Annotated in this window: 19 protein-coding genes and 1 pseudogene; 12 read left to right on the top strand and 8 right to left on the bottom strand. The window is 72.1% G+C overall.

Features of this window, described 5'->3' with window-relative positions:
• Nucleotides 1–436: 436 nt before the first annotated feature.
• From AC4IHM_RS10155 to AC4IHM_RS10140, 4 genes are all read left to right on the top strand, one after another.
• On the top strand, nucleotides 437–1666 hold the full coding sequence (locus AC4IHM_RS10155) for an NAD(P)-dependent malic enzyme (protein ID WP_490866747.1): 1230 nt from the start codon (nucleotides 437–439) through the stop codon (nucleotides 1664–1666).
• A gap of 141 nt (nucleotides 1667–1807) precedes the next feature.
• Nucleotides 1808–2773 (top strand): zinc-binding dehydrogenase, encoded by a 966-nt coding sequence (locus tag AC4IHM_RS10150; protein WP_490866746.1) that lies wholly within the window; start codon nucleotides 1808–1810, stop codon nucleotides 2771–2773.
• A gap of 69 nt (nucleotides 2774–2842) precedes the next feature.
• The gene (locus tag AC4IHM_RS10145; RefSeq protein WP_490866745.1) at nucleotides 2843–3052 is read left to right on the top strand and encodes a helix-turn-helix domain-containing protein; all 210 of its coding nucleotides are present in this window, start codon (nucleotides 2843–2845) and stop codon (nucleotides 3050–3052) included.
• On the top strand, nucleotides 3052–3615 hold the full coding sequence (locus AC4IHM_RS10140) for a Clp protease N-terminal domain-containing protein (protein WP_490866744.1): 564 nt from the start codon (nucleotides 3052–3054) through the stop codon (nucleotides 3613–3615). Before AC4IHM_RS10145 ends, AC4IHM_RS10140 begins: the two co-directional genes overlap by 1 nt.
• An 87-nt stretch (nucleotides 3616–3702) precedes the next feature.
• Here the strand turns inward: AC4IHM_RS10140 and AC4IHM_RS10135 are convergent, their stop codons facing one another.
• Entirely contained in the window at nucleotides 3703–4770 is a 1068-nt protein-coding gene (locus tag AC4IHM_RS10135; protein WP_490866743.1) for a PadR family transcriptional regulator, read from the bottom strand.
• A gap of 1 nt (nucleotide 4771) precedes the next feature.
• Entirely contained in the window at nucleotides 4772–5734 is a 963-nt protein-coding gene (locus AC4IHM_RS10130) for a DUF4097 family beta strand repeat-containing protein (protein WP_490870795.1), read from the bottom strand.
• Between the two features lie 136 nt (nucleotides 5735–5870).
• On the opposite strand from AC4IHM_RS10130, the gene AC4IHM_RS10125 reads away from it, so the two are divergent.
• Both AC4IHM_RS10125 and AC4IHM_RS10120 read left to right on the top strand, forming a co-directional pair.
• The gene (locus AC4IHM_RS10125; protein ID WP_490866742.1) at nucleotides 5871–6656 is read left to right on the top strand and encodes a hypothetical protein; all 786 of its coding nucleotides are present in this window, start codon (nucleotides 5871–5873) and stop codon (nucleotides 6654–6656) included.
• 161 nt (nucleotides 6657–6817) lie between these two features.
• Entirely contained in the window at nucleotides 6818–7003 is a 186-nt protein-coding gene (locus AC4IHM_RS10120; protein WP_030190019.1) for a DUF6104 family protein, read from the top strand.
• 120 nt (nucleotides 7004–7123) lie between these two features.
• Here AC4IHM_RS10120 and AC4IHM_RS10115 read toward each other — a convergent pair whose 3' ends face one another.
• From AC4IHM_RS10115 to AC4IHM_RS10100, 4 genes and pseudogenes are all read right to left on the bottom strand, one after another.
• Complete coding sequence (locus tag AC4IHM_RS10115; protein ID WP_490866741.1) at nucleotides 7124–10960, bottom strand: multifunctional oxoglutarate decarboxylase/oxoglutarate dehydrogenase thiamine pyrophosphate-binding subunit/dihydrolipoyllysine-residue succinyltransferase subunit; 3837 nt, start codon at nucleotides 10958–10960, stop codon at nucleotides 7124–7126.
• 282 nt (nucleotides 10961–11242) lie between these two features.
• Nucleotides 11243–12368 (bottom strand): annotated as a pseudogene (locus tag AC4IHM_RS10110) (sensor histidine kinase).
• Nucleotides 12365–13105, bottom strand: coding sequence for a response regulator transcription factor (locus tag AC4IHM_RS10105; RefSeq protein ID WP_490866740.1), 741 nt, complete (start codon nucleotides 13103–13105; stop codon nucleotides 12365–12367). Before AC4IHM_RS10105 ends, AC4IHM_RS10110 begins: the two are co-directional and overlap by 4 nt.
• A gap of 114 nt (nucleotides 13106–13219) precedes the next feature.
• Complete coding sequence (locus tag AC4IHM_RS10100) at nucleotides 13220–13918, bottom strand: polyamine aminopropyltransferase (protein ID WP_490866739.1); 699 nt, start codon at nucleotides 13916–13918, stop codon at nucleotides 13220–13222.
• 211 nt (nucleotides 13919–14129) lie between these two features.
• On the opposite strand from AC4IHM_RS10100, the gene lon reads away from it, so the two are divergent.
• Nucleotides 14130–16574, top strand: a complete 2445-nt coding sequence (gene lon, locus AC4IHM_RS10095) for an endopeptidase La (RefSeq protein ID WP_490866738.1) — start codon at nucleotides 14130–14132, stop codon at nucleotides 16572–16574.
• A gap of 103 nt (nucleotides 16575–16677) precedes the next feature.
• On the opposite strand, the gene AC4IHM_RS10090 is transcribed toward lon, so the two are convergent.
• The gene (locus tag AC4IHM_RS10090; protein ID WP_490866737.1) at nucleotides 16678–17505 is read right to left on the bottom strand and encodes a lysozyme; all 828 of its coding nucleotides are present in this window, start codon (nucleotides 17503–17505) and stop codon (nucleotides 16678–16680) included.
• Between the two features lie 238 nt (nucleotides 17506–17743).
• Between AC4IHM_RS10090 and AC4IHM_RS10085 the strand changes: the two genes are divergently transcribed.
• Nucleotides 17744–18238, top strand: a complete 495-nt coding sequence (locus AC4IHM_RS10085; protein ID WP_490866736.1) for a MarR family winged helix-turn-helix transcriptional regulator — start codon at nucleotides 17744–17746, stop codon at nucleotides 18236–18238.
• Between the two features lie 28 nt (nucleotides 18239–18266).
• Here the strand turns inward: AC4IHM_RS10085 and AC4IHM_RS10080 are convergent, their stop codons facing one another.
• Nucleotides 18267–19058, bottom strand: coding sequence for a protein phosphatase 2C domain-containing protein (locus AC4IHM_RS10080; protein ID WP_490866735.1), 792 nt, complete (start codon nucleotides 19056–19058; stop codon nucleotides 18267–18269).
• Between the two features lie 437 nt (nucleotides 19059–19495).
• On the opposite strand from AC4IHM_RS10080, the gene AC4IHM_RS10075 reads away from it, so the two are divergent.
• The 4 genes from AC4IHM_RS10075 to AC4IHM_RS10060 are packed head-to-tail and all read left to right on the top strand — an operon-like array spanning nucleotide 19496 to nucleotide 24108.
• Nucleotides 19496–22543, top strand: coding sequence for a sensor histidine kinase (locus AC4IHM_RS10075; RefSeq protein ID WP_490866734.1), 3048 nt, complete (start codon nucleotides 19496–19498; stop codon nucleotides 22541–22543).
• The gene (locus AC4IHM_RS10070) at nucleotides 22540–23049 is read left to right on the top strand and encodes a roadblock/LC7 domain-containing protein (RefSeq protein WP_490866733.1); all 510 of its coding nucleotides are present in this window, start codon (nucleotides 22540–22542) and stop codon (nucleotides 23047–23049) included. The genes AC4IHM_RS10075 and AC4IHM_RS10070 overlap by 4 nt, the downstream gene beginning before the upstream one ends.
• On the top strand, nucleotides 23046–23486 hold the full coding sequence (locus AC4IHM_RS10065; protein WP_490866732.1) for a DUF742 domain-containing protein: 441 nt from the start codon (nucleotides 23046–23048) through the stop codon (nucleotides 23484–23486). Before AC4IHM_RS10070 ends, AC4IHM_RS10065 begins: the two co-directional genes overlap by 4 nt.
• Nucleotides 23467–24108: a GTP-binding protein gene (locus tag AC4IHM_RS10060; RefSeq protein WP_490866731.1), complete on the top strand. Its 642-nt coding sequence runs from the start codon at nucleotides 23467–23469 to the stop codon at nucleotides 24106–24108. Before AC4IHM_RS10065 ends, AC4IHM_RS10060 begins: the two co-directional genes overlap by 20 nt.
• Nucleotides 24109–24129: the final 21 nt, after the last annotated feature.

Raw genomic sequence — 24129 nt, 5'->3', positions numbered from 1 at the left:
ACTCCTCGAATCGCACCAGGTCGGTACATCACGACCGAACCTTTCCGGGAATCCGCCCCTCCCGCCGTAAGTTCTGCGGAATTTCTCGTTGTCCGAACACGGATTGCGGGCGTTCCCGGTTGCCCAAGGCGTCTTCTCCGGGCCTGTCAAGCCGGGCCGGGAGGTTGTCCGGTTCCCCGGCTATGAGTCATGTCACCGACATGCGGCGATCGGGGTCCGACATGTGAGCTTGCACTTGGCGGACTCGTCGAGGGGGGCGTCCGTCGGGTAAGAAGGTTCTTTACACCCCTCATCAGGGGCTCGGGGCGCGTGTGCGGCGCGCCCGTCGCGCAGGGGCCCATGTGGCCCCAACGGCCGTCTTCCTGCGCGGTGCCCGCCCATTCCTCACCAGGAGTGGACAAACCCTCAACCATGAACTCTTAAGGGGTAAGACAAAGTGGCAGCGGAGATCGTCAATCCTCGCAGCGACAGCGATGCCGGCACGGAGCAGGGGACGGGCTCGGAGCCCCTCGACTCCTTCGACCCCGCGTTCGCGCTGCACCGCGGCGGCAAGATGGCCGTGCAGGCCACCGTGCCGGTCCGCGACAAGGACGACCTGTCCCTGGCGTACACGCCCGGCGTCGCGAAGGTGTGCAGCGCGATCGCCGAGCAGCCCGACCTCGTCCACGACTACACCTGGAAGTCGTCGGTCGTGGCGGTCGTGACGGACGGTACGGCGGTGCTGGGGCTCGGGGACATCGGGCCCGAGGCCTCCCTGCCGGTGATGGAGGGCAAGGCGATCCTGTTCAAGCAGTTCGGCGGCGTGGACGCGGTCCCGATCGCGCTGAACTGCACGGACGCCGACGAGATCATCGAGACCGTGGTGCGGCTCGCGCCCTCCTTCGGCGGCGTGAATCTGGAGGACATCTCGGCGCCGCGCTGCTTCGAGATCGAGCGCAGGCTCCAGGAGCGGCTGGACATCCCGGTCTTCCACGACGACCAGCACGGCACGGCGGTCGTGACGCTGGCGGCGCTGCGCAACGCGGCGCGGCTGAGCGGCCGGACGCTGGGCGAGCTGCGGGCGGTGATCTCGGGCGCGGGCGCGGCCGGGGTCGCGATCGCCCGGATGCTGGTGGAGGCCGGTATCGGGGATGTGGCGGTCTCCGACCGCAAGGGCGTCGTCTCGGCGGACCGGGAGGACCTGACCCCGGTCAAGCGGGACCTGGCCGGCTTCACCAACAAGACGGGACTGTCCGGCTCGCTGGAGGCCGCCCTGTCCGGCGCCGACGTCTTCATCGGCGTCTCCGGCGGTACGGTGCCGGAGCCGGCGGTCGCCTCGATGGCCGAGGGCGCGTTCGTCTTCGCGATGGCCAACCCGAACCCCGAGGTGCACCCGGAGGTCGCCCGCAAGTACGCGGCGGTCGTCGCGACCGGGCGCTCGGACTTCCCGAACCAGATCAACAACGTGCTGGCGTTCCCGGGCATCTTCGCGGGCGCGCTCCAGGTGCGGGCGTCCCGGATCACCGAGGGCATGAAGCTCGCGGCGGCCGAGGCGCTGGCCGCCGTGGTAGGCGAGGACCTCGCCGCCGACTACGTCATCCCCTCCCCGTTCGACGAGCGTGTCGCGCCCGCCGTCACGGCGGCGGTGGCGGCCGCGGCCCGTGCGGAAGGGGTCGCACGCCGGTGACGGTGTGACCCCCGTGCGGTGAACGGCTCCGTCCGTCCGGACGGAGCCGGTTTTCCCGGCCGCCCCGCACGAGGGCAAGAGGGTGTGTGTCACAGGGCCGTACGGTTTCGGACGGCGGGTGCGGACCCTATCGTCAGGGCCATGTTCGCTGTCTACGCCGCCCGAATCGACCGCGACCAGCCGCTGACCGGCCTGGAGTCGGGGGAGCGCCCGGCTCCCGAGGCCCGTCCCGGCTGGAGTGTCGTCGATGTCAGGGCCGCCTCCCTCAACCATCACGACCTGTGGTCCCTGCGCGGGGTCGGCCTCCCCGAGGACCGGCTGCCGATGATCCTCGGCTGCGACGCCGCCGGTGTCGACGCGGACGGCAACGAGGTCGTCCTGCACTCCGTGATCGGCCAGACCGGTCACGGCGTCGGCCCCGGGGAGCCCCGCTCCATCCTCACCGAGCGCTATCCGGGGACCTTCGCCGAGCAGGTCGCGGTGCCGACCTGGAACATCCTGCCCAAGCCGAAGGAACTCTCCTTCGAGGAGGCCGCCTGTCTGCCGACCGCCTGGCTGACGGCCTACCGGATGCTGTTCACCAACGCCGGGGTGCGTCCCGGTGACTCCGTGCTGGTGCAGGGCGCCGGTGGCGGGGTCGCCACGGCCGCGATCGTGCTCGGCAGGGCGGCGGGACTGCGGGTCTTCGCGACCGGCCGGGACGAGTCGAAGCGGAAGCGGGCCGTGGAGCTGGGTGCCGTGGCGGCCGTCGAGCCGGGCGCGCGGCTGCCGCAGCGGGTCGACGCCGTCATCGAGACCGTGGGCGCCGCCACCTGGTCCCACTCGGTGAAGTCGCTGCGGCCGGGCGGCACGCTGGTCATCTCCGGCGCCACCAGCGGTGACCGGCCCTCCCACGCCGAGCTGACCCGGATCTTCTTCCTGGAACTCAAGGTCGTCGGCTCCACGATGGGCACCAAGGACGAGCTGGAGGACCTGCTGTCCTTCTGCGCCGCCACCGGCATCCGGCCCGTCCTCGACCAGGTGCTTCCGATGGACCGGGCCCGCGAGGGCTTCGAGCGGATGGCCGCCGGGGGGCACTTCGGCAAGATCGTGCTCAGCACCTCCTGACCCGCTCCTCCGGACCGCTTGCGTCAACCGGGGTTGACATTCGAGGGTCTGTCAATCAGAGTTGACGTCATGAGCGAAGCAACGGATCTCGCCACGCGTGCGGGTGACCGCGATCCCAGGATCGGGCTGCGGGCCGTCGCCGCGCTGCGAAGGCTGCTGGAGCGGCTGGAGTCGGTGCAGGTGCGCAGCGCGCGCCATCAGGGGTGGTCGTGGCAGGAGATCGCCACGGAACTCGGGGTCAGCCGGCAGGCCGTCCACAAGAAGTACGGGAGGCAGTGATGTTCGAGCGGTTCACGAAGGACGCCCGAGCCGTGGTGCAGGGAGCGGTCGGGCACGCCGAGCAGGCGAGGGCGCAGGCCGTCGACGCCGAGCACCTGCTGCTCGCCCTGCTGGATCGCGAGGGCAGTCGGGCCTCCTTCGCGCTGACGGCGCTCGGTGCCGGCGAGCGCCGCGATTCGCTACGGCAGGCGCTGGAGGACGCGGGCCGCCGGGCCGGTCTGACGCAGGCCGAGTCCGACGCCCTCGCCGGCTTGGGCATCGATGTCGCGGAGGTGGTCGCCCGCGTGGAGGAGACCCATGGCGTCGGTGCGATGTCCGGCGAACGGAAGGGCGCCCGCCGGTGGTCCGGGCACCGCGGCTTCAGCCGGGACGCCAAGGAGATCCTGGAGAAGGCGCTGCGGGTCGCCGTCGCCCGGCACGACCGGCACATCGGGGACGAGCACCTTCTCCTCGCCCTGACCATCCGCCCCGGTGTGCCCGCCGAGGTGCTCGCCGACCACGGGGTGACCCATGAGTCGCTGACCGGGGTGCTGGGCAGTGGCGCGGGGAAGGCCTGCGCCTGACCGGCATGTGCCGCGGGGAAGGCCTGCGCCTGACCGGCATGTGCCGCGGCGCCCCGGTGGTGTGCCGGGGCGCCGCGCACGTCGTGCTCAGGCCTTCGGCGTCCGCAGTATCGAGTCGAGGTGTGCCGCGGTCGCCGACAGCCGGAGGCGGGCGTCGCGGAGCTGGTCGGCCGTGACGCCGTGGTCGCGGGCCGCGTCGCGGATGTCGTCCCGGAAGCGGTCGAGCAGCCGGTCCAGGTCGCGGGCCGGGTCACCGGTGGAGTCCGCCGGGTCCTCGTGGGCCCAGGACGGGGTGTATCCGGCCGGGAAGTCCTCGGGGGTGGTGGAGTACTCGGGCCGATGGGTGCCCGCGCCGGCGTCGGTGCGGCCGAAGCCCCAGTCCTTGCCGAACTCCTTCCCGAAGTCCTTCCCGAAGTCGCCGACCTCCCTGGCCAGTTCGCTCAGGCCCTCGCGCAGCCCGGTCGGCCAGTCGCCCCGCGAGAAGTGGTCCTGCACCTGTTCCTGGACCCGCTGGGCGATGCGCTGCACCTCCTCCTGCGCCTGGACCCGGGCCCGCTCCTGGGCCTCCTTGGCCTGGCGCCTGGCCCGCTGGGCCTCGTCACGGGCGCGGCGGCTCTCGTCCTTGGCGCGCCGGGCCTGCTCCTTCCACTCCTGCTTGACGCGCCGCATCTCCTCCTTGGCGGCCCGCCAGGCCTCCTTGTCGTCGAGGTCCCCGGCGCCGCCGGCGGAGTCGCCCCCCTCCTCGCGCGCCCGGAAACCGGTGCCTCCGCGGGCCGCACTGGCCGCGGCCCGCATCTCCCGCCGCAGATCTCCCGCCGCACCCCGCACATCGGCCCGGATCTCGGCGGCCAGCTCGGCGACCGACTCGCGGATCTCCAGCTCCAGGTCGGCCAGTTCGCCACTGCGGCCGGCCAGCTCGGCGCGGCCGGCGTCCGTGATGGCATACACCTTGCGGCCGCCCTCGGTGGTGTGGGTGACCAGGCCCTCGGCCTCCAGCTTGGCCAGACGCGGATACACCGTGCCCGCCGAGGGCGCGTACAGGCCCTGGAAGCGCTCTTCGAGGAGCCGCATCACCTCGTAACCGTGGCGCGGGGCCTCGTCCAGGAGCTTGAGGAGATAGAGGCGGAGGCGGCCGTGGGCGAAGACGGGGGGCATGTCAGAGCACCTTCTTGTCGGTCGTGCCGTCGGCCGGTGCGCCGGTGGCGCCGGGATCCCGGCCGGAAGCGGAATTGTCCCCCGAGCCGTCCCCCGAGTCCTCCTGCACCTCGCCCGCCGGGCCGGTGTCCTGCGGCTCCCGCTCCCACGGTGTGTCCTGCGTCGCCGGACGGCGCAGCAGCGCGATCGAACCGGAGACCGTGGTGGCCTTGAGCCGGCCGTTGCCCGCGCCGAGTCGGCCGGTGATCCGCTTGGCGCCCCACTGGCCGGCCACCCGGAGGTCCTCGAAGGCGCTGGAGACCGTGCCACTGGCCGTGTTCGCCTCCACCCGGGCGTCGGCCGGCTGGGGCAGCCGGATGGCGATCTCGCCCGAGACGCTGGTCAGACTGACGTCGGTGGCTCCGCCGGACGGGTCCAGGTCGACGATCATCGAACCGCCCACCGAGTCGGCCCGGACGGAGGAGCCCGCCTCCACCACCGTCAGGTCGCCGGAGACGGAGTTGAAGCGCAGGTCTCCGGTGAGGGCCTGCGCCTCCACACTCCCGGAGACCGTGTCCGCGCGGACCGGTCCGGCGAGACCCACGAGAGTGGTGTCCCCGGAGAGGCCCTTCACCTCGGCGCGCCCCTCCAGTCCGGAGAGGACGGCCGAGGCGCCGATCACGCCCACCTCCACGCGGGTGTCCGGGGGCACCGCGAGGGAGACGACCGCGCTGCGGCGCCAGCCCTTGCGGTCCAGCCACTTGAGGAAGCCCTTCCAGGGCAGGTCCTCGTAGGCCACCGTGAGCACGCCGTCCTGGTGGGTGACGACGAGAGGTGGCCCCTCGATCTCGGACACCTCCAGGCGGGCGGAACCCTCGTCCGTGCCCACCACGTTGACTGTTCCGTTGACGATGCGTACGTGCAGCTCGCTCACGGACTCGTCGAAGGTGAGTTTCCCGGGCGCCGCGACGGACCACTCGGACATGGTGCAGACCTCCTCGACCGAACGCGCCATATCGCGTCCTCCGTGATTCACGATATATCGCGGGCAGGGAAAGTCAAGACACCCGTTCTGCTGATCACGGTCGGCCGGGTGGGAGTAATTGACCTAACTTGTGACCATGTCGACGCAAGAGTCCGTATCCACTGCCGCGCCCGGCGCCCTGCTGCTGTGCCGAGCCGAGCCGGACTCCGTCGCCGCCGTCGCCCCGCTGCTGGGCGAAGGCATGTCGCTGGTCGGGGCCGGCGCGCAGTGGAGCGCCCTCGTCCCGGAGGGCGGGCCCTGGCGGCACGGCGGCGAACCGGTCGACCGCGTGCTCACCGGCTGGGCCGTGGCGCTCGCCGTCGGCGCCCCGTGGCCCGTGCTCGCCCTGTGGTGGGACGCCGACCGGGCCGGCTACACCCTGGCGTCCGGCTTCCGCCGCCCGGTCGGCTATGTGTGGCTCGCGGGCGGTACCCCGGCCGGCGAGGACGAGGCGATGCGCACCTTTGCCGCCCGGCTCGGCCTGGACCCGGTCCTGGACGTCCAGTCGTTGGACCGGCTGACGAAGCCCGATCCCGAGGCCGACGCCCGCGCGAGGCTGCGCGGTCTGCTCGCGGTCCTCACGCGCGTGGGAGTCTCGCTGCCGGCCGGGCTAGACCCCGGCGAACCCGCCGACCGCCTGTGCGGCAGCGCCCGCGCCCTGCCCGGTGCCCGGCCGGTCGCCGGGGCGCAGTGGCGCGACGCCGCCCGTCTCGCCGTACGGCCGCCCCGGGCGTACGGACCGGGAGGACGCGCCCTCGCCCTGGCCGAGGTGGCGGCCGGTGTGTCGCTCATGGCGTGGGGCGCGCGGCACCGCGGCGCCGGCTGGACCATGGCGGGTGCCCTGCTGACGGCTCACGGCACGCCGGCCCTCGTCCCCCGGTGACGCGCGCCGGCCTGCCGCGCGGGTTCGCGCCCGCCTCGCCCGAGGGTTCCGCGGGCGTCCCGCCCGTCCCGGCCGCGGGAGGTCACCGTGCCCGCCCCCGCGTGGCGCCGGTTGCATAGGCTGGGGGGATTCGGAACACGGACGCAGCAGGAGAACCCCACATGTACTTCACCGACCGCGGTATCGAGGAACTGGAGAAGCGGCGCGGCGAGGAAGAGGTCACCTTCGAGTGGCTCGCCGAACAGTTGCGTACGTTCGTGGACCTCAACCCGGACTTCGAGGTGCCCGTCGAACGGCTCGCCACCTGGCTCGCCCGGCTGGACGACGAGGACGAGGACGAGGAGTAGGCGGCCGGCGGGCCTGAGCCCTCGCACCGGGCACCGCACGCCGCACGCCCGCTGTCCGGCAGCCGGAGAGGCCGGTCCCGGGAACGGGGCCGGCCTCTCCGGTCGGGTGGGCGCGAGGGCTCAGGCCTCGAACACCTCACGCACCAACTGCTCCTGCTCGGCCTGGTGCCGCTTGGCGGAACCGACGGCCGGGGACGAGCCGTGCGGGCGCGAGATGCGGCGCAGGCGCTCGCCGTGCGGCACATCGGCGCCGACGGCCAGGTCCAGGTGGTCGATCAGGTTGAGCGCGATGAACGGCCAGGCACCCTGGTTCGCCGGCTCCTCCTGGGCCCACAGGTACTTCTCGGCGTTCGGGTACTTGGCGATCTCCGCCTGCAACTCGGCACCGGGCAGCGGGTACAGGCGCTCGATGCGGATGATGGCCGTGTCCGTGAGGCCGCGCTTCCTCCGCTCGGCGTCCAGGTCGTAGTAGACCTTGCCGGCGGTGAAGACGACCTTCCTGACCGCGGCCGGGTCGACCGAGTCGTCGCCGATGACCGGGCGGAACTGGCCCGTCGTGAACTCCTCCGCCTTCGAGGCCGCCGCCTTCAGGCGCAGCATCGACTTCGGGGTGAAGACGACGAGCGGCTTGTGGTGCGGGTTGTGCACCTGCCAGCGCAGGAGGTGGAAGTAGTTCGACGGCAGGGTCGGCATCGCGACCGTCATGTTGTTCTGCGCGCAGAGCTGGAGGAAGCGCTCGGGGCGGGCCGAGGAGTGGTCCGGGCCCTGGCCCTCGTAGCCGTGCGGCAGCAGGAGGGTGACGCCGGAGGTCTGGTTCCACTTCTGCTCGGCCGACGAGATGAACTCGTCCACGACCGTCTGCGCGCCGTTGACGAAGTCGCCGAACTGCGCCTCCCACATCACCAGCGCGTCCGGGCGGGCCAGCGAGTAGCCGTACTCGAAGCCCATGGCCGCGTACTCGGACAGGAGGGAGTTGTAGACGTTGTACCGGGCCTGGTCCTCGGACAGGTACAGCAGCGGCGTGAACTCGTCGCCCGTCTCACGGTCGATGACGACCGCGTGCCGCTGGCCGAAGGTGCCGCGCTGCGAGTCCTGGCCCGCGAGGCGGACCGGGACGCCCTCCAGGAGGAGGGAGCCGACGGCGAGGGTCTCGCCCATGCCCCAGTCGATCGTGCCGTCCTCGACCATCGCCGCCCGGCGCTGCAACTGCGGCAGCAGACGCGGGTGGATGGTGACGTGGTCGGGGATGTTGACCTGGGACTCGGCGATCCGCTTGACGGTCTCGGAGGTGACCGCGGTGGTCACCGACACCGGGAACTCGGCCTGCGGGTCCGAGGGCTCCGCGGACACCGGCTGGGAGTTGGCCTCGCGGACCTCGGTGAAGACCTTCTCCAGCTGGCCCTGGTAGTCCTGGAGGGCCTGCTCGGCCTCTTCCAGGGTGATGTCGCCGCGACCGATGAGGGACTCGGTGTACAGCTTGCGCACCGAGCGCTTCTTGTCGATCAGGTCGTACATCAGGGGCTGCGTGAAGGCCGGGTTGTCCGACTCGTTGTGACCGCGGCGGCGGTAGCAGATGAGGTCGATCACCACGTCCTTGTTGAACGCCTGGCGGAACTCGAAGGCCAGCCGCGCCACGCGGACCACGGCCTCCGGGTCGTCGCCGTTCACGTGGAAGATCGGGGCCTCGATCATGCGGGCCACGTCGGTCGCGTACATCGAGGAGCGCGAGGACTCAGGGGCGGCGGTGAAGCCGACCTGGTTGTTGATGACGACGTGGACCGTGCCGCCGGTGCGGTAGCCGCGCAGTTGCGACATGTTCAGGGTCTCGGCCACCACGCCCTGGCCCGCGAAGGCCGCGTCGCCGTGGATCGCCACCGGCAGGACGGTGAAGTCCGTGCCGCCCTTGTTGATGATGTCCTGCTTGGCGCGCGCGACGCCCTCCAGGACCGGGTCGACGGCCTCCAGGTGGGAGGGGTTCGCGACCAGGCTGACCTTGATCTGCTCGCCGTCCAGGCCGGTGAACGTGCCATCGGCGCCCAGGTGGTACTTCACGTCACCGGAGCCGTGCATCGACTTCGGGTCGAGGTTGCCCTCGAACTCGCGGAAGATCTGCGCGTACGACTTGCCGACGACGTTGGCCAGGACGTTCAGCCGGCCGCGGTGGGCCATGCCGATGACGACCTCGTCCAGGCGGGACTCGGCCGCCGAGTCGATGACCGCGTCCAGCAGCGGGATGACGGACTCGCCGCCCTCCAGGGAGAAGCGCTTCTGGCCGACGTACTTGGTCTGCAGGAAGGTCTCGAAGGCCTCCGCCGCGTTCAGCCGGCGCAGGATGCGCAGTTGCTCCTCGCGCTCCGGCTTGGTGTGCGAGCGCTCGATGCGGTCCTGGATCCACTTGCGCTGCTTCGGGTCCTGGATGTGCATGAACTCGACGCCGGTGGTGCGGCAGTACGAGTCGCGCAGCACGCCGAGGATGTCGCGCAGCTTCATCAGCGACTTGCCGGCGAAACCGCCGACCGCGAACTCGCGCTCCAGGTCCCACAGGGTGAGCCCGTGCTCGGTGATGTCCAGGTCGGGGTGCTTGCGCTGCTGGTACTCCAGCGGGTCGGTGTCGGCCATGACGTGACCGCGGACCCGGTAGGAGTGGATCAGCTCGAAGACGCGGGCGGCCTTGGTGACGTCGTCGTCGTGCGAGGCGTCGATGTCCTTGAGCCAGCGGACCGGCTCGTAGGGGATGCGCAGCGCCTTGAAGATCTCGTCGTAGAAGCCGTTCTCGCCGAGGAGCAGGTTGGCGATCTGGCGCAGGAACTCGCCCGAGGCGGCGCCCTGGATGACCCGGTGGTCGTAGGTCGACGTGAGCGTCATGACCTTCGAGATGCCGAGCTTGTTGAGTGTGTCCTGGCTGGTGCCCTGGAACTCCGCGGGGTAGTCCATGGAGCCGACGCCCAGGATGACCGACTGGCCGGGCATCAGACGCGGCACCGAGTGGACGGTGCCGAGGCCGCCCGGGTTGGTCAGGGAGACCGTGACGCCGCTGAAGTCGTCCATCGTCAGCTTGCCGTCGCGGGCGCGGCGGACGATGTCCTCGTAGGCCTGCCAGAACTCGAAGAAGTTCAGCGTCTCGGCCTTCTTGATCGCCGCGACGACCAACTGGCGGTCGCCGTTGGGCTTGACCAGGTCGATGGCGAGGCCGAGGTTGACGTGCGCCGGCTTGACCAGCGTCGGCTTGCCGTCCTTCTCGCCGAACGAGTGGTTCATCGCCGGCATGGCCTTGATGGCCTGCACCATCGCGTAGCCGATCAGGTGCGTGAAGGAGATCTTCCCGCCCCGGGCGCGCTTGAGGTGGTTGTTGATGACGATGCGGTTGTCGAACAGCAGCTTCACCGGGACCGCGCGCACGGACGTGGCCGTGGGCAGCTCCAGCGAGGCGTTCATGTTCTTCGCGACCGCGGCGGCGGGGCCGCGCAGGGTCACCAGCTCGGGGCCCTCGGGGGCGGTGGTGGCTTCCTTGGCAGGAGGGGCAGGAGGGGCAGGAGGGGCAGGCGCAGCAGGCGCGGCGGCCTTCGCCTGCGGCTTGGCGGCGGGCCTGGCCTGCGCGGGCTGTGCGGCCGGGGCCGCCGGAGCGGCGGCGGGCTGCGCGGCCGCCGGCTTCGCGGGCGCGGCGGGCTGCTGGGCGGCCGCCCGGGGCTGGGCCGGGGCCGGCGCCTGCGGTGCGGGGGCGGCCTGGGGGGCGCTGCCGGTCTCCTTGCCGGCGGCGGGCTGGCCCGCGGGTGCCCCTGGCTTGTAGTCGGCGAAGAAGTCCCACCAGGCTCGGTCCACGGAATTCGGGTCCTGGAGGTACTGCTGATAAATCTCGTCGACGAGCCACTCATTGGCACCGAACGCCGCGGCGGGGTTCTTGCCCGCTTGGTCGGTGTCGGTCGAGATGCTCGAGTTACTGGGGGACTGTGGCGACACGGCGAGAACCGCCCTCTTCCGCTTCTTCACATGATGGTGGACAGCGGGAATCAAGGCTACGCCTCCCCGACCCGGAAGGTCAGGCCGGGCCGTTCATCGTCGCGTAAGTCACATCGCAGACGGCGTTTCGGCGCAGGAAATGGCGGGAAACAAGCGAGGTTCTGCGGCGTATGGGAAGGAAGGAGCGGGACCCGGCGCCGAGAGAGCGCGGTCCTGTGCCTGATCACACGTGTCCGCCAGCGCGGATGCCTGTGGATCTTGGTCTTCGCTTCGCACCTTACGTCAACCCTGTGTCGACGGCAGACCCGGAAGAGTGATGAGAATCCGGCAGCCCCGCTCGGATTCGGCCACCCTGATCCGGCCGCCGTGCAGATCCACCGCCCAGCGCGCGATCGCCAGGCCGAGCCCGGTGCCGCCGTCGCTGCCCGGACCGTGCGGCCGGGACACCGAACCCCGGTTGAACCGCTCGAACACCCGGCGCCACTCCGAACGCGGAATGCCCGGACCCTCGTCGAGCACCTCCAGTTCGAGGGACTCCGGCAACTCCCCGCGGCGCGCCCGGACCGTCACCCGGCCGTGCGGCGGGCTGTGCTTGACCGCGTTGTCGATGAGGTTGGCGACCACCTGGTGGATGCGCTCGGGGTCGGCGTGCGCCGTCAGCTCCGGCGGGAAGACGTTCGAGGGCCAGGTGCACGTCGGTGCGGGTGTGGCTGCCGGACCCGGAAGCAATGCCCGCGCGTGCCGACGCGACCATGTTGGCCTCCTTCAGCACGCCCGACAGATACGGCCAGACCTCGAAGCGCCGTCTGCGCAGCGGTATGACGCCGTTGTCCAGGCGGGAGAGGTCCAGCAGCGTCTCCACCAGCCGGCCGAGCCGCTCCGTCTGCCCGAGCGCCGTGCGCATGGTCTCCGGGTCGGCCTCGGTGACCCCGTCGACGATGTTCTCCAGCACCGCGCGCAGGCCCGCGATCGGGGTGCGCAGCTCGTGCGAGACGTTCGCCACCAGCTCCTTGCGCTGGAGGTCCTGGGCCTCCAGGTCGTCGGCCATGCGGTTGATGGTGACGGCCAGGTCGCCCAGCTCGTCGCGGCGGTTCTCGCGCACCCGGCGCGTGTAGTCGCCGTGCGAGATGGACCGGGCCACGGCGTTCATCTCGTCCAGCGGCGCGGTCAGCGAGTGGGCCACGAACTGGGTGATCAGCAGCGTGGCGATCATCGAGAAGACCGTGATGAAGCGCAGCTCCGTCTTGGTGTGCACCGCGATCACCGAGAGACCGGTGGTGATCAGCACCGAGGTGACGACCAGCGCGCCCAGCTTGGTCTTGATCGAGAACGGGCGTACGCCGCCCCAGGGATCCCCGGTGTTGCGCGGGCCGGGGCTCCTGCGTGCGGCCTCCCGTCCCGCGCTCACGGCGTCGGTGTCTCCAGCGCGTAGCCCACGCCGTGCACGGTGCGGATGCGCTCGGCGCCGATCTTCCGGCGCAGCGCCTTGATGTGGCTGTCCACGGTCCGGGTGCCGGAGGCGTCCGCCCAGTCCCACACCTCGGCGAGCAACTGCTCGCGGGAGAGCACCGCGCGCGGGGTGTTCGCCAGGCAGACCAGCAGGTCGAACTCGGTGGGGGTGAGGTGGACGTCCTCGCTGCGCACCCGCACCCGGCGCTGCGCGTGGTCGATCTCCAGCTCGCCGAGGCGCAGGATGCCGCTGCGCGGCGTCGAGGCGGCCACGACGGCCCGCTCCACCCTGCGCAGCAGCACGTGCACGCGCGCGGCCAGTTCGCGCATGGAGAACGGCTTGGTCATGTAGTCGTCGGCGCCCACGCCGAGGCCGACCAGCATGTCCGTCTCGTCGTCGCGCGCGGTGAGCATCAGCACCGGCACCGGGCGCTGGGCCTGCACGCGCCGGCAGACCTCCAGGCCGTCGAAGCCGGGCAGCATGATGTCGAGGATCAGCAGGTCGGGCTGCCATGCCTCGGCCGTGTCGACGGCGGCCGGACCGTCGCCGGCCGTTTGCACCAGGAACCCTTCGGCGCGCAGGCGGGTCGCGATGGCGTCCACGATCGTCTGGTCGTCCTCTACCACCAGCACCCGGCGCTGCGCGCCCTGGGCGGCCGTCGCCGTGCCGTTGTGGGAGGTCTGTGTCTGCTCCATCGCCCGCCCCTGAGAGGTGTGCTTCCCGGAATCCGTGGGGTGATCCCATGACTGCGCCGACGCTTGAACGATCCGCGTCAGAGCAGCAGCGTACGGGGAGTCGGCGCGGCTTTGCTATCCAGGCCCGACGGCGAGGTGGACGACGTCCGGAACGCCCCGGGCAACGGGGATCTCTTCGGTACGCACCTGCTGGAATCCGGCATTGCGCAAGCTTTCTTCGAATTCCGGGGAGGGCCGCGCGGACCATACGGCAAGCACTCCGCCGGGCCTCAGAAGCCGGGCGCAGTCCGCCAGTCCGGACGGCGTGTACAGCCCGTCGTTGCCCTCGGTGACGGTCCAGCCGGGGCCGTTGTCGATGTCCAGGCAGAGCGCGTCGTACCGGTCGGACGCCTTGCCGACGTATCCGACCAGGTCTGCTTCGAGGATCTCCGTACGGGGGTCGGCCAGGGCCGCGGCGGACAGCGCGGACAGCGGTCCCGCGCGGTGCCAGTCGATGATGGCGCGCTCGCGTTCGACGACCGCGATCCGTCCCCAGCGGGGGTCGCCCGCCGCGTGTGCGAGCGAGAAGCCGACGCCGAGTCCGCCGAGGAGCAGGTGCGGCGCGGTCCGTCCACCGCGGGCGGCGAGCGCGTCGGCCGCCGCGTCGACCAGCCGCCGTTCCGAGCGCCCGTCGGAGGTGTCCATCAGGAAGCAGCCGTTCGCGATGATCTGCAGCAGCGCCCCGTGCCGGCGCAGGACGACCTCGCCGTGCGGGCCCTCGCGACGGTCCAGCACCTCGGGGGCGTCGTCGGAGTCGTGGGAAGTGATCGGCATCGGCCCATCCTGGCAGCCCTCCGGCGGTCCTCCTCGCGGGGGCTTCCGGCAGGGCTTCCGGCGGGGAATGCCGGAGCGTCCGGCCGCGCTCCTGTATGCGCGCCCGGTGTCGCGGCCGTTGATCGCTCAGAGCGAACATGCCCCGGGGAACAATCGGGGACTCCCTTTCATTGAGTCTATGTAACTCAACTTGACTGCCGAAGGGGAGATCATGGCTGCTGAGTCCGCCGCCTTCACACCGCTCACCCTGCCCGTGCTGCCGCTCGACGACGAAGTGGTCCTGCCCGGCATGGTGGTCCCCCTGGACCTGAGCGACGCCGAGGTACGGGCCGCGGTGGAGGCCGCCCAGGCCGCCGCCAGGTCCGAACCCGGCAAGCCCCGGGTCCTCCTCGTCCCACGCATCGACGGCACCCACGCCGCCACCGGCGTCCTCGGCACGGTGGAACAGGTCGGCAGGCTGGCCGACGGCGACCCGGGCGCCCTGATCCGCGGCCGGGGCCGGGTGCGCATCGGCGCCGGGACCACCGGACCCGGGGCCGCGCTGTGGGTCGAGGGCACCGAGGTCGAGGAGACCGTGCCCGAGCCGCTGCCCGGCCAGGTCACCGAGCTGGTGAAGGAGTACAAGGCGCTCGCCACCGCCTGGCTGCGCAAGCGCGGCGCCTGGCAGGTCGTCGACCGGGTCCAGGCCATCGACGACGTCTCCGCGCTCGCCGACAACTCCGGTTACTCGCCCTTCCTCACCACCGAGCAGAAGGTCGCCCTGCTGGAGACCGCCGACCCGGTCGCCCGCCTGAAGCTCGCCACCCGGCAGTTGCGCGAGCACCTCGCCGAGCAGGACGTGGCCGAGACCATCGCCAAGGACGTCCAGGAGGGCGTCGACAAGCAGCAGCGGGAGTTCCTGCTGCGCCGCCAGCTCGAAGCCGTCCGCAAGGAGCTGCGGGAACTCAACGGCGAGCAGGAGGGCGAGGAGTCCGACGACTACCGCACCCGCGTCGAGGCCGCCGACCTGCCGGAGAAGGTCCGCGAGGCCGCGCTCAAGGAGGTCGACAAGCTGGAGCGGTCCTCCGACCAGTCGCCCGAGGGCTCCTGGATCCGCACCTGGCTCGACACGGTCCTGGAGATGCCGTGGAACGAGCGCACCGAGGACGCCTACGACATCCAGGGCGCCCAGGCCGTGCTCGACGCCGAACACGCGGGCCTGGAGGACGTCAAGGAGCGCATCACCGAGTACCTGGCGGTGCGCAAGCGGCGCGTCGACCGGGGTCTGGGCGTCGTCGGCGGCAGGCGCGGCGGTGCCGTGCTGGCGCTGGTGGGCCCGCCCGGTGTGGGCAAGACCTCGCTCGGCGAGTCCGTCGCCCACGCGATGGGCCGCGAGTTCGTCCGGGTCGCCCTCGGCGGCGTCCGCGACGAGGCCGAGATTCGCGGCCACCGGCGTACGTACGTCGGCGCGCTGCCCGGCCGGATCGTGCGGGCGATCAAGGAGGCGGGGTCCATGAACCCGGTCGTCCTGCTCGACGAGATCGACAAGGTGGGCTCCGACTTCCGGGGCGACCCGGCCGCGGCCCTCCTCGAAGTCCTCGACCCGGCGCAGAACCACACCTTCCGGGACCACTACCTGGAGGTCGAGCTGGACCTGTCCGACGTGGTCTTCCTCGCCACCGCCAACGTCCTGGAGGCCATCCCGGAGGCCCTGCTCGACCGGATGGAGCTGGTCCGCCTGGACGGCTACACCGAGGACGAGAAGGTCGTCATCGCCCGCGACCACCTGCTCCCGCGCCAACTGGAGCGGGCCGGCCTGGACCGGGACGAGGTCACGGTCGACGAGGGCGCGCTGCGCAGGCTGGCCGGCGAGTACACCCGCGAGGCGGGCGTGCGCACCCTGGAGCGGTCGATCGCCCGGCTGCTGCGCAAGGTGGCGGCCCAGCACGAACTGGGCGAGCGGGAGCTGCCGTTCACCGTCACCGAAGCCGACCTGCGCGGTCTGATCGGCCGGCCGCACCACGTGCCCGAGTCCGCCCAGGACCCGGCGGAGCGGCGCACCTCGGTGCCGGGCGTGGCCACCGGCCTCGCGGTCACCGGCGCGGGCGGCGACGTCCTGTACGTCGAGGCGTCGCTGGCCGACCCGGAGACGGGCGCGGCGGGCCTGACCCTGACCGGTCAGCTGGGCGACGTGATGAAGGAGTCGGCGCAGATCGCGCTGAGCTTCCTGCGCAGCCACGGCGCCGAGCTGGAACTGCCGGTGGGCGATCTGAAGGACCGGGGAGCGCACATCCACTTCCCGGCGGGCGCGGTCCCCAAGGACGGCCCGAGCGCCGGCGTCACGATGACCACGGCCCTCGCCTCGCTGCTGTCGGGCCGGCTGGTCCGCACCGACGTGGCGATGACCGGCGAGGTCTCGCTGACCGGCCGCGTCCTGCCGATCGGCGGGGTCAAGCAGAAGCTGCTCGCCGCGCACCGGGCGGGGATCACCACGGTGATCGTCCCCAAGCGCAACGAGCCCGATCTGGACGACGTCCCGGCGGAGGTGCTGGACAAGCTCGACGTCCACGCGGTCACCGACGTCCGCCAGGTCCTGGAGCTGGCGCTCGCACCGGCGACTAACGGTGCGGAGCCGGAGGTCCCGGTCGCGGCGGTGGGAGCGGCTTCCGGGCTCTGAGCCACCGGCGCGGCACGGACGCGCACCGCACGAGTGAGGGCCCGAGCCCCCGTGAAGGGGGCCGGGCCCTCACCCTTGTACGCGCTTGTACGCGCGGGGGCCGTCAGCCGTTGGCGAGGGCGACCACCCTGTCCAGCGCGCCGTTGAACTTGCTGTGGTCACCGACCGTGGGACCGGCCGAGGTGTACTGCCACATCGTGTAGAAGCCCCAGCCGGCCGGCAGAGCGCCCACCGCCGCGGCGTACCGGGCGACCCACAGCGGGTTGTTCGCGGCGAAACCGCTGTAGTTGCCGGTGCACTCGGTCCACCAGCTCGTGGCCGTGTAGATCACGGCGTCGCGGCCGGTGCGGGCCTTGTAGGTGTTCAGGAAGTCGCCGATCCAGGAGACCATCTGGCTCTGCGTCTTGCCGTAGCAGGTGGCGCCGTACGGGTTCCACTCGATGTCCAGCGCGCCCGGCAGCGTCCTGCCGTCCTTGGACCAGCCGCCGCCGTGGTCGACGAAGTAGTTGGCCTGCGCGGCGCCGCTCGTCGTGTCCGGGGTGGCGAAGTGGTAGGAGCCGCGGACCATGCCGACGCCGTAGGAGCCGTTGTACTGCTGGGCGAAGTACGGGTTGGTGTAGTAGGTCCCCTCGGTGGACTTGACGTAGGCCCACTTGACCCCGCTGTTCCACAGGGTCGACCAGGCGACGTTGCCCTGGTGGCTGGAGACGTCGACGCCCTCCGTCTGGGTGGCGTCGGCCGGGACGGGGGTGCCCTGCCGCCCGTCGTGCTCCTCGACGCCCATGCCCAGGTGGGCCGAGCCGCGCTGTGGGGTGTCGGCGGCCGACGAGGAGTGGGCGGGGAGTGCGAACACCAGCAATAACGCGCTGAGCAGGGTCCCGGTGGCGGCGAAGCGCCGTCCGCGGGCCGATCTGGATCTGTGCACGAGCATGACGTGCCTCCGAGGGCTCGGTGGTGCCCGGTGGGGGATGCGTGGACGGGGAGAACCGATGGCTGGCGTGCGCATGCCAGCCGTGGGTTCGGTGAAGACGCTACGCACGTAGAACGGGGGGTGGGAAGGGCGCCGGGAGACGCCGTTGGTCTAAGCCTGCGAAATACTTGCCAAGCTGCGGCGATGGCGGCCCGTGGCAGAAACTTTCAGGACCGGAAAAATCAAGGCAGGGGCTGACGTGCACGAAGGCGGGAACGGCGGCGGTCACGGAGTCGAATCCGGGGCGCCGGGCAGTGGTGTGAACCAACCGGAGTTCCTGGCGCTGGAACGGGAGTTGACGGTCCTGCTCCGGCGCGCCCGCGCCAACCAGGGCGAGATGGCCCGGGAGGTCCACCCCGACCTGGAGTCGTCCGCCTACGGCCTTCTCGTACGGCTCGGCGAGTGCGGCGGACAGCGCGCCACCGAACTGGCCGCCTACATCGGCGTCGGCAAGGCCACCATGTCCCGCCAACTGCGCGCCCTGGAGGAACTCGGCCTCGTCGCCCGGGAACCCGACCCCGCCGACGGCCGCGCCTGGCTCATCACCCTGACCCCGGAGGGCCAGGAACGCGTCGGCCGGGTGCGGGAGGCCCGCCGTGCCCGGTACGCGCGCCGGCTCGCCGACTGGAACCCGCGCGAGGTGACCGAACTCGCCCGGCTGCTGCACGAACTGAACCGGGGCATGGAGAGGTAGCCCGCGCCGCCTCGGCGCCCGCGCCGCCTCAGAGTTCCGCGTACACCACCGTCGCGTCGTCGTGCGTCTTGCTCCGCCCGAGGAACGCCCGGCCGGCCGCGTCGTCCGCCCGCTCCAGCTCCCGTACCCGGTCGACCAACGCCTGCGCGCCCTGCTTTCGCACCAGCGCGAGGCAGTCCCTCCAGTCGCCCTCCCCGAACTTCTCCACCCACCGCGAGGCCCCGTCCGTCAGCGCCGCGAGCGTGCGCACCTCGCCGCGCGGCAGCACCCCCGTCACCGCCCGTGCCGCAGCCGAAGGGTCGGCCGCGGCCGTGAAGAAGCCGCCCTCCTTGTTGCGCAAGCCGGTGTCGACCAGCGCGTCCGTGGCGAGGGCCGAGCGGGGCAGGCGGGCCAGCCGGTCGTCCAGGAGCGCCGTGACCGTGCCGTCGGGCGCCTCCACGAGCAGGGCCGAGTCGGACAGGACCAGGTACTCGACCGCGCCGGGGGACCAGCGGGCAAGGACCACGGTCGCCTGCGGTGTTCGCGGGTGAGAAAGGTCACAGGTTTCCGCGTGCGCCGCCGAGGTACGAGCGATGGCGCGAGACAGGGCCTCGACGAGGGGAACATCCGGGAGTGAAACGGTCAGTTCGGTCAGCGCTCCGCCGAGGCGCGCCGTGAACCACGGTACGGAATGCAGACACCCCGTGCCGTTCGGCGGCGGTGTCACTCCGTCCAGCACGACGAGTGAGCCGCCCTGTCCCGAGGCCGGTAGTCCGACGCTCGCGAAGTCCTCGTTGGGGTGGTCGGCGAGGCCTGGTTCCGAGACGAGTTCCGTGCGCATCAAGCCAGTCTGCACGAGCCCTTCACCGTGTCCGCAAATGGTCGGCCCAAGTCCCCTCTTCGAGGCGAGGGTGCAGGTCAGGCGCCGGATTTGGGTCGGAATTCCACGCTCGGGCGACGCGCGGCGGCACATATTGCCACCGCCCGTCTCGAACGTCCAACCAGCGCGCCGCACGGGCACGTCGCACGAGCCGGCGGAACTTGCCCGCCAACTCCCCTCCGGGGTTCACTCCTTCGGGTGGCGGGTCGGATGATGCGCGCCCACCGCCCACCGGCACTGGGAGGGTCGGGAACCGGTGGGGGGCCTGCCCCGCTCACGCGGTCTTCCCGTCCGACGCCCAGTCGGCGGCTGGGGAGCCCGGAGCCAGGCGGAGGGTGCATGCGCCGACCGGCCAGTTGACGGAGCGCCACCCGGGCCCACGGGTACACGAGTCAGGAATGCGAGCACCGGTGCAGAAGACGCGGCCTCGTCGCACAGGCAAGCAGACGGCCCCCACGGGGAGCGCGGAGCGCACCCCCGGCACCACGCCTCCGGCGCCGCCGGAGGCCCCCGTCGGCAAGGGCCGTCCCACCCACGTACGCAACCGCCTCATCGTCGCCGTGGCGGTCGTGGCCGCCGCCGTCGCCGTGGCCGGAACCCCGTCGTTGGTGGCCGCCTCCGGCCAACTGAACGACTCCCAGGAGCTGGTGACGCTCGCCGAGCAGACCCAGGGCGCGCTGACCCTCGCCCACTCGCTCGCCGACGAGCGCGACGAGGTCACCCCCTACATCGCGGCCGGCCGCCCCAAGTCCAAGGCGCCCTCCGAGCAGCGCAGCGCCCGCGTCGACCGGCAGGTGGAGGAGCTGCGCGCCGACCCCGACACGCCCGCCTCCCTGCGCAAGGACCTCGACGCCGTCGCGGCGCTGCGCCGGGCGGCACTCACCGGCAAGAGCACCGCGCTGGAGGCACACGAGGCGTACTCGGAGACGATCACCGAACTCCACGCCCTGGCCAAGGAACTGGCCGAGCGGATGCCGCCCCGCGCGGGCACCGGCGCGTACGCGCTCGCCGAGCTGGACACCGCCGTCCAGCAGGCCGCCGCCACCCGGGGCCTGCTGCTCGCGGCCCTCGGCGTGCCGAGCGGCACCGAGACCGTCATCGACCCGGTCACGGGCCTGCCGACCGAGACCGTCACCTCCTCGGACGCCGACACCGAGCAGCGCGACGCGCTCTCCGCCGCCGCGCAGCAGGCCCGGGTGCGTTCCGACGCCGCGCTCGCCGACTTCCGCGAGGACGCGCCCAAGGAGGCGCGCAGCAGCTTCGACTCCACGGTCACCGGACCCGAGGTCAACTCCGCGGAGAAGTACCTCGCGGGGCTCACGGACGAGCCGACGCTCTCCGACGACGACCTGGGCACCAGCGCGAAGAAGCTGGACGCCGCGCTCTCCGCCCGCGTCGACGCGATGCGCGGCGCCGAGTCCGCGCTCTACGAGAAGCGCACCACGGCACTGGAGCAGTTGCGCGACGACAACGTCACCGAGCTGGAGATCCGGGTCGCCGCCCTCGGCGCCCTGATCCTGCTGGCCCTCGGCATCGCCACCGCCATGGCCCGCACCCTCACCCGGCCGCTCTCGGTGCTGCGCCGCGGCTCGGCCCGGCTCGCCGGCGCGCAGGACCCGGTGGCCGAGGAGCCGGTGGCCTTCACCGGCCGCAACGACGAGTTCGCCCAGGTCGTCCGCTCCGTCAACGCCCTGCACGCGCACGCCGTCACGCTCGCCGAGCGGGTCAACACGCTGGAGTCCGACCGCAAGCACCTCGTGGGCCAACGGCAGAAGATGGCCGACGCCCGCGAGGAACTGCACGCCGAACTCAGCCGGTCCGCAGCCCAGTTGGACGTGGTGCGCAAGAGCATCGGCGGCACCTTCGTCAACCTCGCGCTGCGCACCCTCGGCCTGGTCGAGCGGCAACTGGCGGTCATCGAGAGCCTGGAGGAGCGCGAGCAGGACCCCGACCGGCTCTCCACCCTGTTCAAGCTGGACCACTTCGCCACGGTCATGCGCCGGCACAGCGAGAACCTCCTCGTCCTCGCCGGCACCGAGCACGTCCAGCACAGCGCCTCGCCGGTGCCGCTGGTCGACGTGGTCCGCGCCGCGGTCAGCGAGATCGAGCGGTACGAGCGGGTGCGCATCGCCGCGCTGCCGCCGCACGCGCACGTGGCCGGGTTCGCGGCCGACGACCTGTCCCACCTGCTGGCCGAGCTGATGGAGAACGCCACCTCCTTCTCGCCGCCCGACCTGCCCGTCGAGGTCTCCGGCTGGCTGCTGGAGAACGGCGAGGTGATGCTCTCCGTCCAGGACGAGGGCATCGGCATGGCCACCGAGCGGCTCCAGCGGCTCAACGCCCGCCTCACCGACTTCGACCCGGAGGCGCCCTACGACCAGGAGGGCGAGGACGGTCTCGGGCTCGGCCTGTACGTGGTGGCCCGGCTCGCCCACCGGCACGGGGCGCGGGTGCGGCTGCGGGAGCAGAAGCAGGGCGGTGTCGCCGCCGTCGTGGTCCTCCCGAACACCCTGCTCGCCGCCGCTCCGCCGGCCGCGCTCGCCCCGACCGTCCCGGTGTCCGACGGCACGGGTTCCTTCTCCCTGCCGGGCGCCGACGCGGAGGCCAACTCCAACGTCCTGCACGGCCGCGCGGAGAAGAGCCAGGACCGGACCGCCGACCCGCTGGTGACCTCGGCGGAACAGGCGGTACGGCGAGCGGAGGCGGCGGAGGCCACCGAAGGCGCCGCGCCCGGGGCCGCGGAGGCGCAGGCACAGGTCACGGCGCCGCCGACACCGGCCGCCGAACCGGCCCCCGAGCAGGAACCGGCCCCCAAGCAGGCCCAGGCCCCCGAGCAGGCCCAGGCGGCGGACCCCGGCCCGGACGAGCACGACACGCCGGCCGGCGCCCCGCCCGCCCCGGAGCCCGCCGAGGCCGTGACGCCCCCCGAGGACGGCACCGGCCCCGGCACCAGCCCCGGCCGGGACCTCCCCGACGACGCCACGATGGCCCTCCTGCTGCCGCCCCAGGAGGACGCCGAGGAGCCGGCGCCGGCCCCCGAGCCCACGCCGGCCCCCGACGCGCCGGACGGCGTCCCGCCGGGGCACAGCGCCGGTGACCCGTACGCCATCGGACCCGACGCCCACGACCGGGTGCCGGACGAGGGCGCGTCGCGGGCGGGGGACGCCGAGGACGACGAGTCGGGCGAACCCGTCACCGGCAAGGGGCTGCCCAAGCGGACGCCGAAGCTCACCACCCCCGCCGTACCGCGGCCCCGCGCGTCGGGGTCCGTCGACGCCGAGGCACTCCGTCGCCGGCTGGGAGGGTTCCGCCGGGGGGCGGAGGCCGGCCGCCGCGACGTCGAGGCGGAGATCGCCGACCGGACGGCCGGGAACCCGGCACCGGACACACCGGCGGGGACAAGCGAAGAAGCCACGGGGGGCACTGTCGAGGAGGCAAGCAGTTGACCGCGCCCAGTACCTTCGGACTGAGCAGTGAAGCCCGCAATCTCCACTGGCTGCTGACCAACCTCGTCGAGGAGGTCCCCGGCATCGAATCGGTCGCGGTGGTCTCCTCCGACGGCCTCCTGCTGCTGTCCTCCGACCCCGGTCGCAACGAAGAGGCCCGGCAGGTCGTCGAAGCCCCCCGCAAGGGCCCGCGCGGCTCCGCCGCCGACCTCGCCACCGTCGTCTCCGGCGTGGGCAGCCTGACCATCGGCGCCGCCCGGCTGATGGACTGCGGCCCGGTGAAGCACACGATGGTCGCCATGGACGAGGGCAGCCTGTTCGTGATGTCCATCAGCGACGGCTCGCTGCTCGGCGTGCACGGCTCCGCGGACTGCGACATGAGCGTCGTCGCGTACCACATGGCGCTCTTCGTCGGCCGCGCCGGCCATGTACTGACCCCCGAACTCCGCAGCGAACTGCGGAAATCCCTGGAGTCCGAGTCGACCTCGACGGGGAGCGCCCGATGAGCAGCAGCCCCAGGAAAGCCCCGAAGAACCTTCCCGTACGCGGCGCCGACCGCAAGGCCGCCCGCGTACGCCCCTACTCGCTCACCGGCGGCCGTACCCGCTTCGGCCACGTCCTGCTCGTGGAGACGTTCGTCGGCGCCACGGCCGGCACCGCCGCGCTCGAAGCCGCCGAGGAGCGCAAGGAACTGACGAACGGCGGCCTGACCTCCCGCGTGATGCCGGAGATGCGGGCCATCGTCGAACTGTGCCGCCGCATGCGTACGGTGGCCGAGATCGCCGCGCTGCTGAAGATGCCGCTCGGCGTGGTCCGCGTGCTCCTCAGCGACCTCGCGGACCAGGGAAAGATCCGTGTGTACGGCACCGGGACCGGCCACGGCACGGGCCGCCCGGACCGCGCTCTGCTCGAAAGGGTGCTCAGTGGACTCCGTCGTCTCTGACGCCGCCGCCTACGGCGTCGCCCCCCTCGTCGACCCCGACGAGTCCGTACAACCCTGGCAGACGGACCGCACCCGCGCGCCGATCGCGACGAAGATCGTCGTGGCGGGCGGTTTCGGTGTCGGCAAGACCACTCTGGTCACCGCCGTCTCGGAGATCACGCCCCTGCAGACCGAGGCGATGATGACCGAGGCGAGCGAGGAGACCGACGACCTCACCGCCACCCCGGGCAAGCTCACCACCACCGTGGCCATGGACTTCGGCCGCATCACGCTCGACGACGACCTGGTGCTCTACCTGTTCGGCACGCCGGGCCAGCAGCGGTTCTGGTTCATGTGGGACGACCTGGTGCGCGGCGCGATCGGCGCCGTCGTGCTGGCCGACACCCGCCGCCTGAAGGACTGCTTCCCCGCGCTGGACTACTTCGAGAGCTGCGGACTGCCGTACGTCGTCGCGGTGAACCACTTCGACGGCAGCGAGCTGTTCGAGGCGGAGGACGTGCGGGAGGCGTTGACGATCCCCGCGCACATACCTGTCATGATCATGGATGCGCGCCGCCGGATCTCGGCCATCGAGACCCTCTTGTCCCTCGTGGGCCACGCGCTCGACGAAACCCCCGAGTAGCCCCTTTAGGAGCGTCCCCCG

The sequence above is a fragment of the Streptomyces sp. SL06 genome, from assembly GCF_058244745.1.
This window is presented reverse-complemented; position numbering and strand designations above follow the sequence as displayed.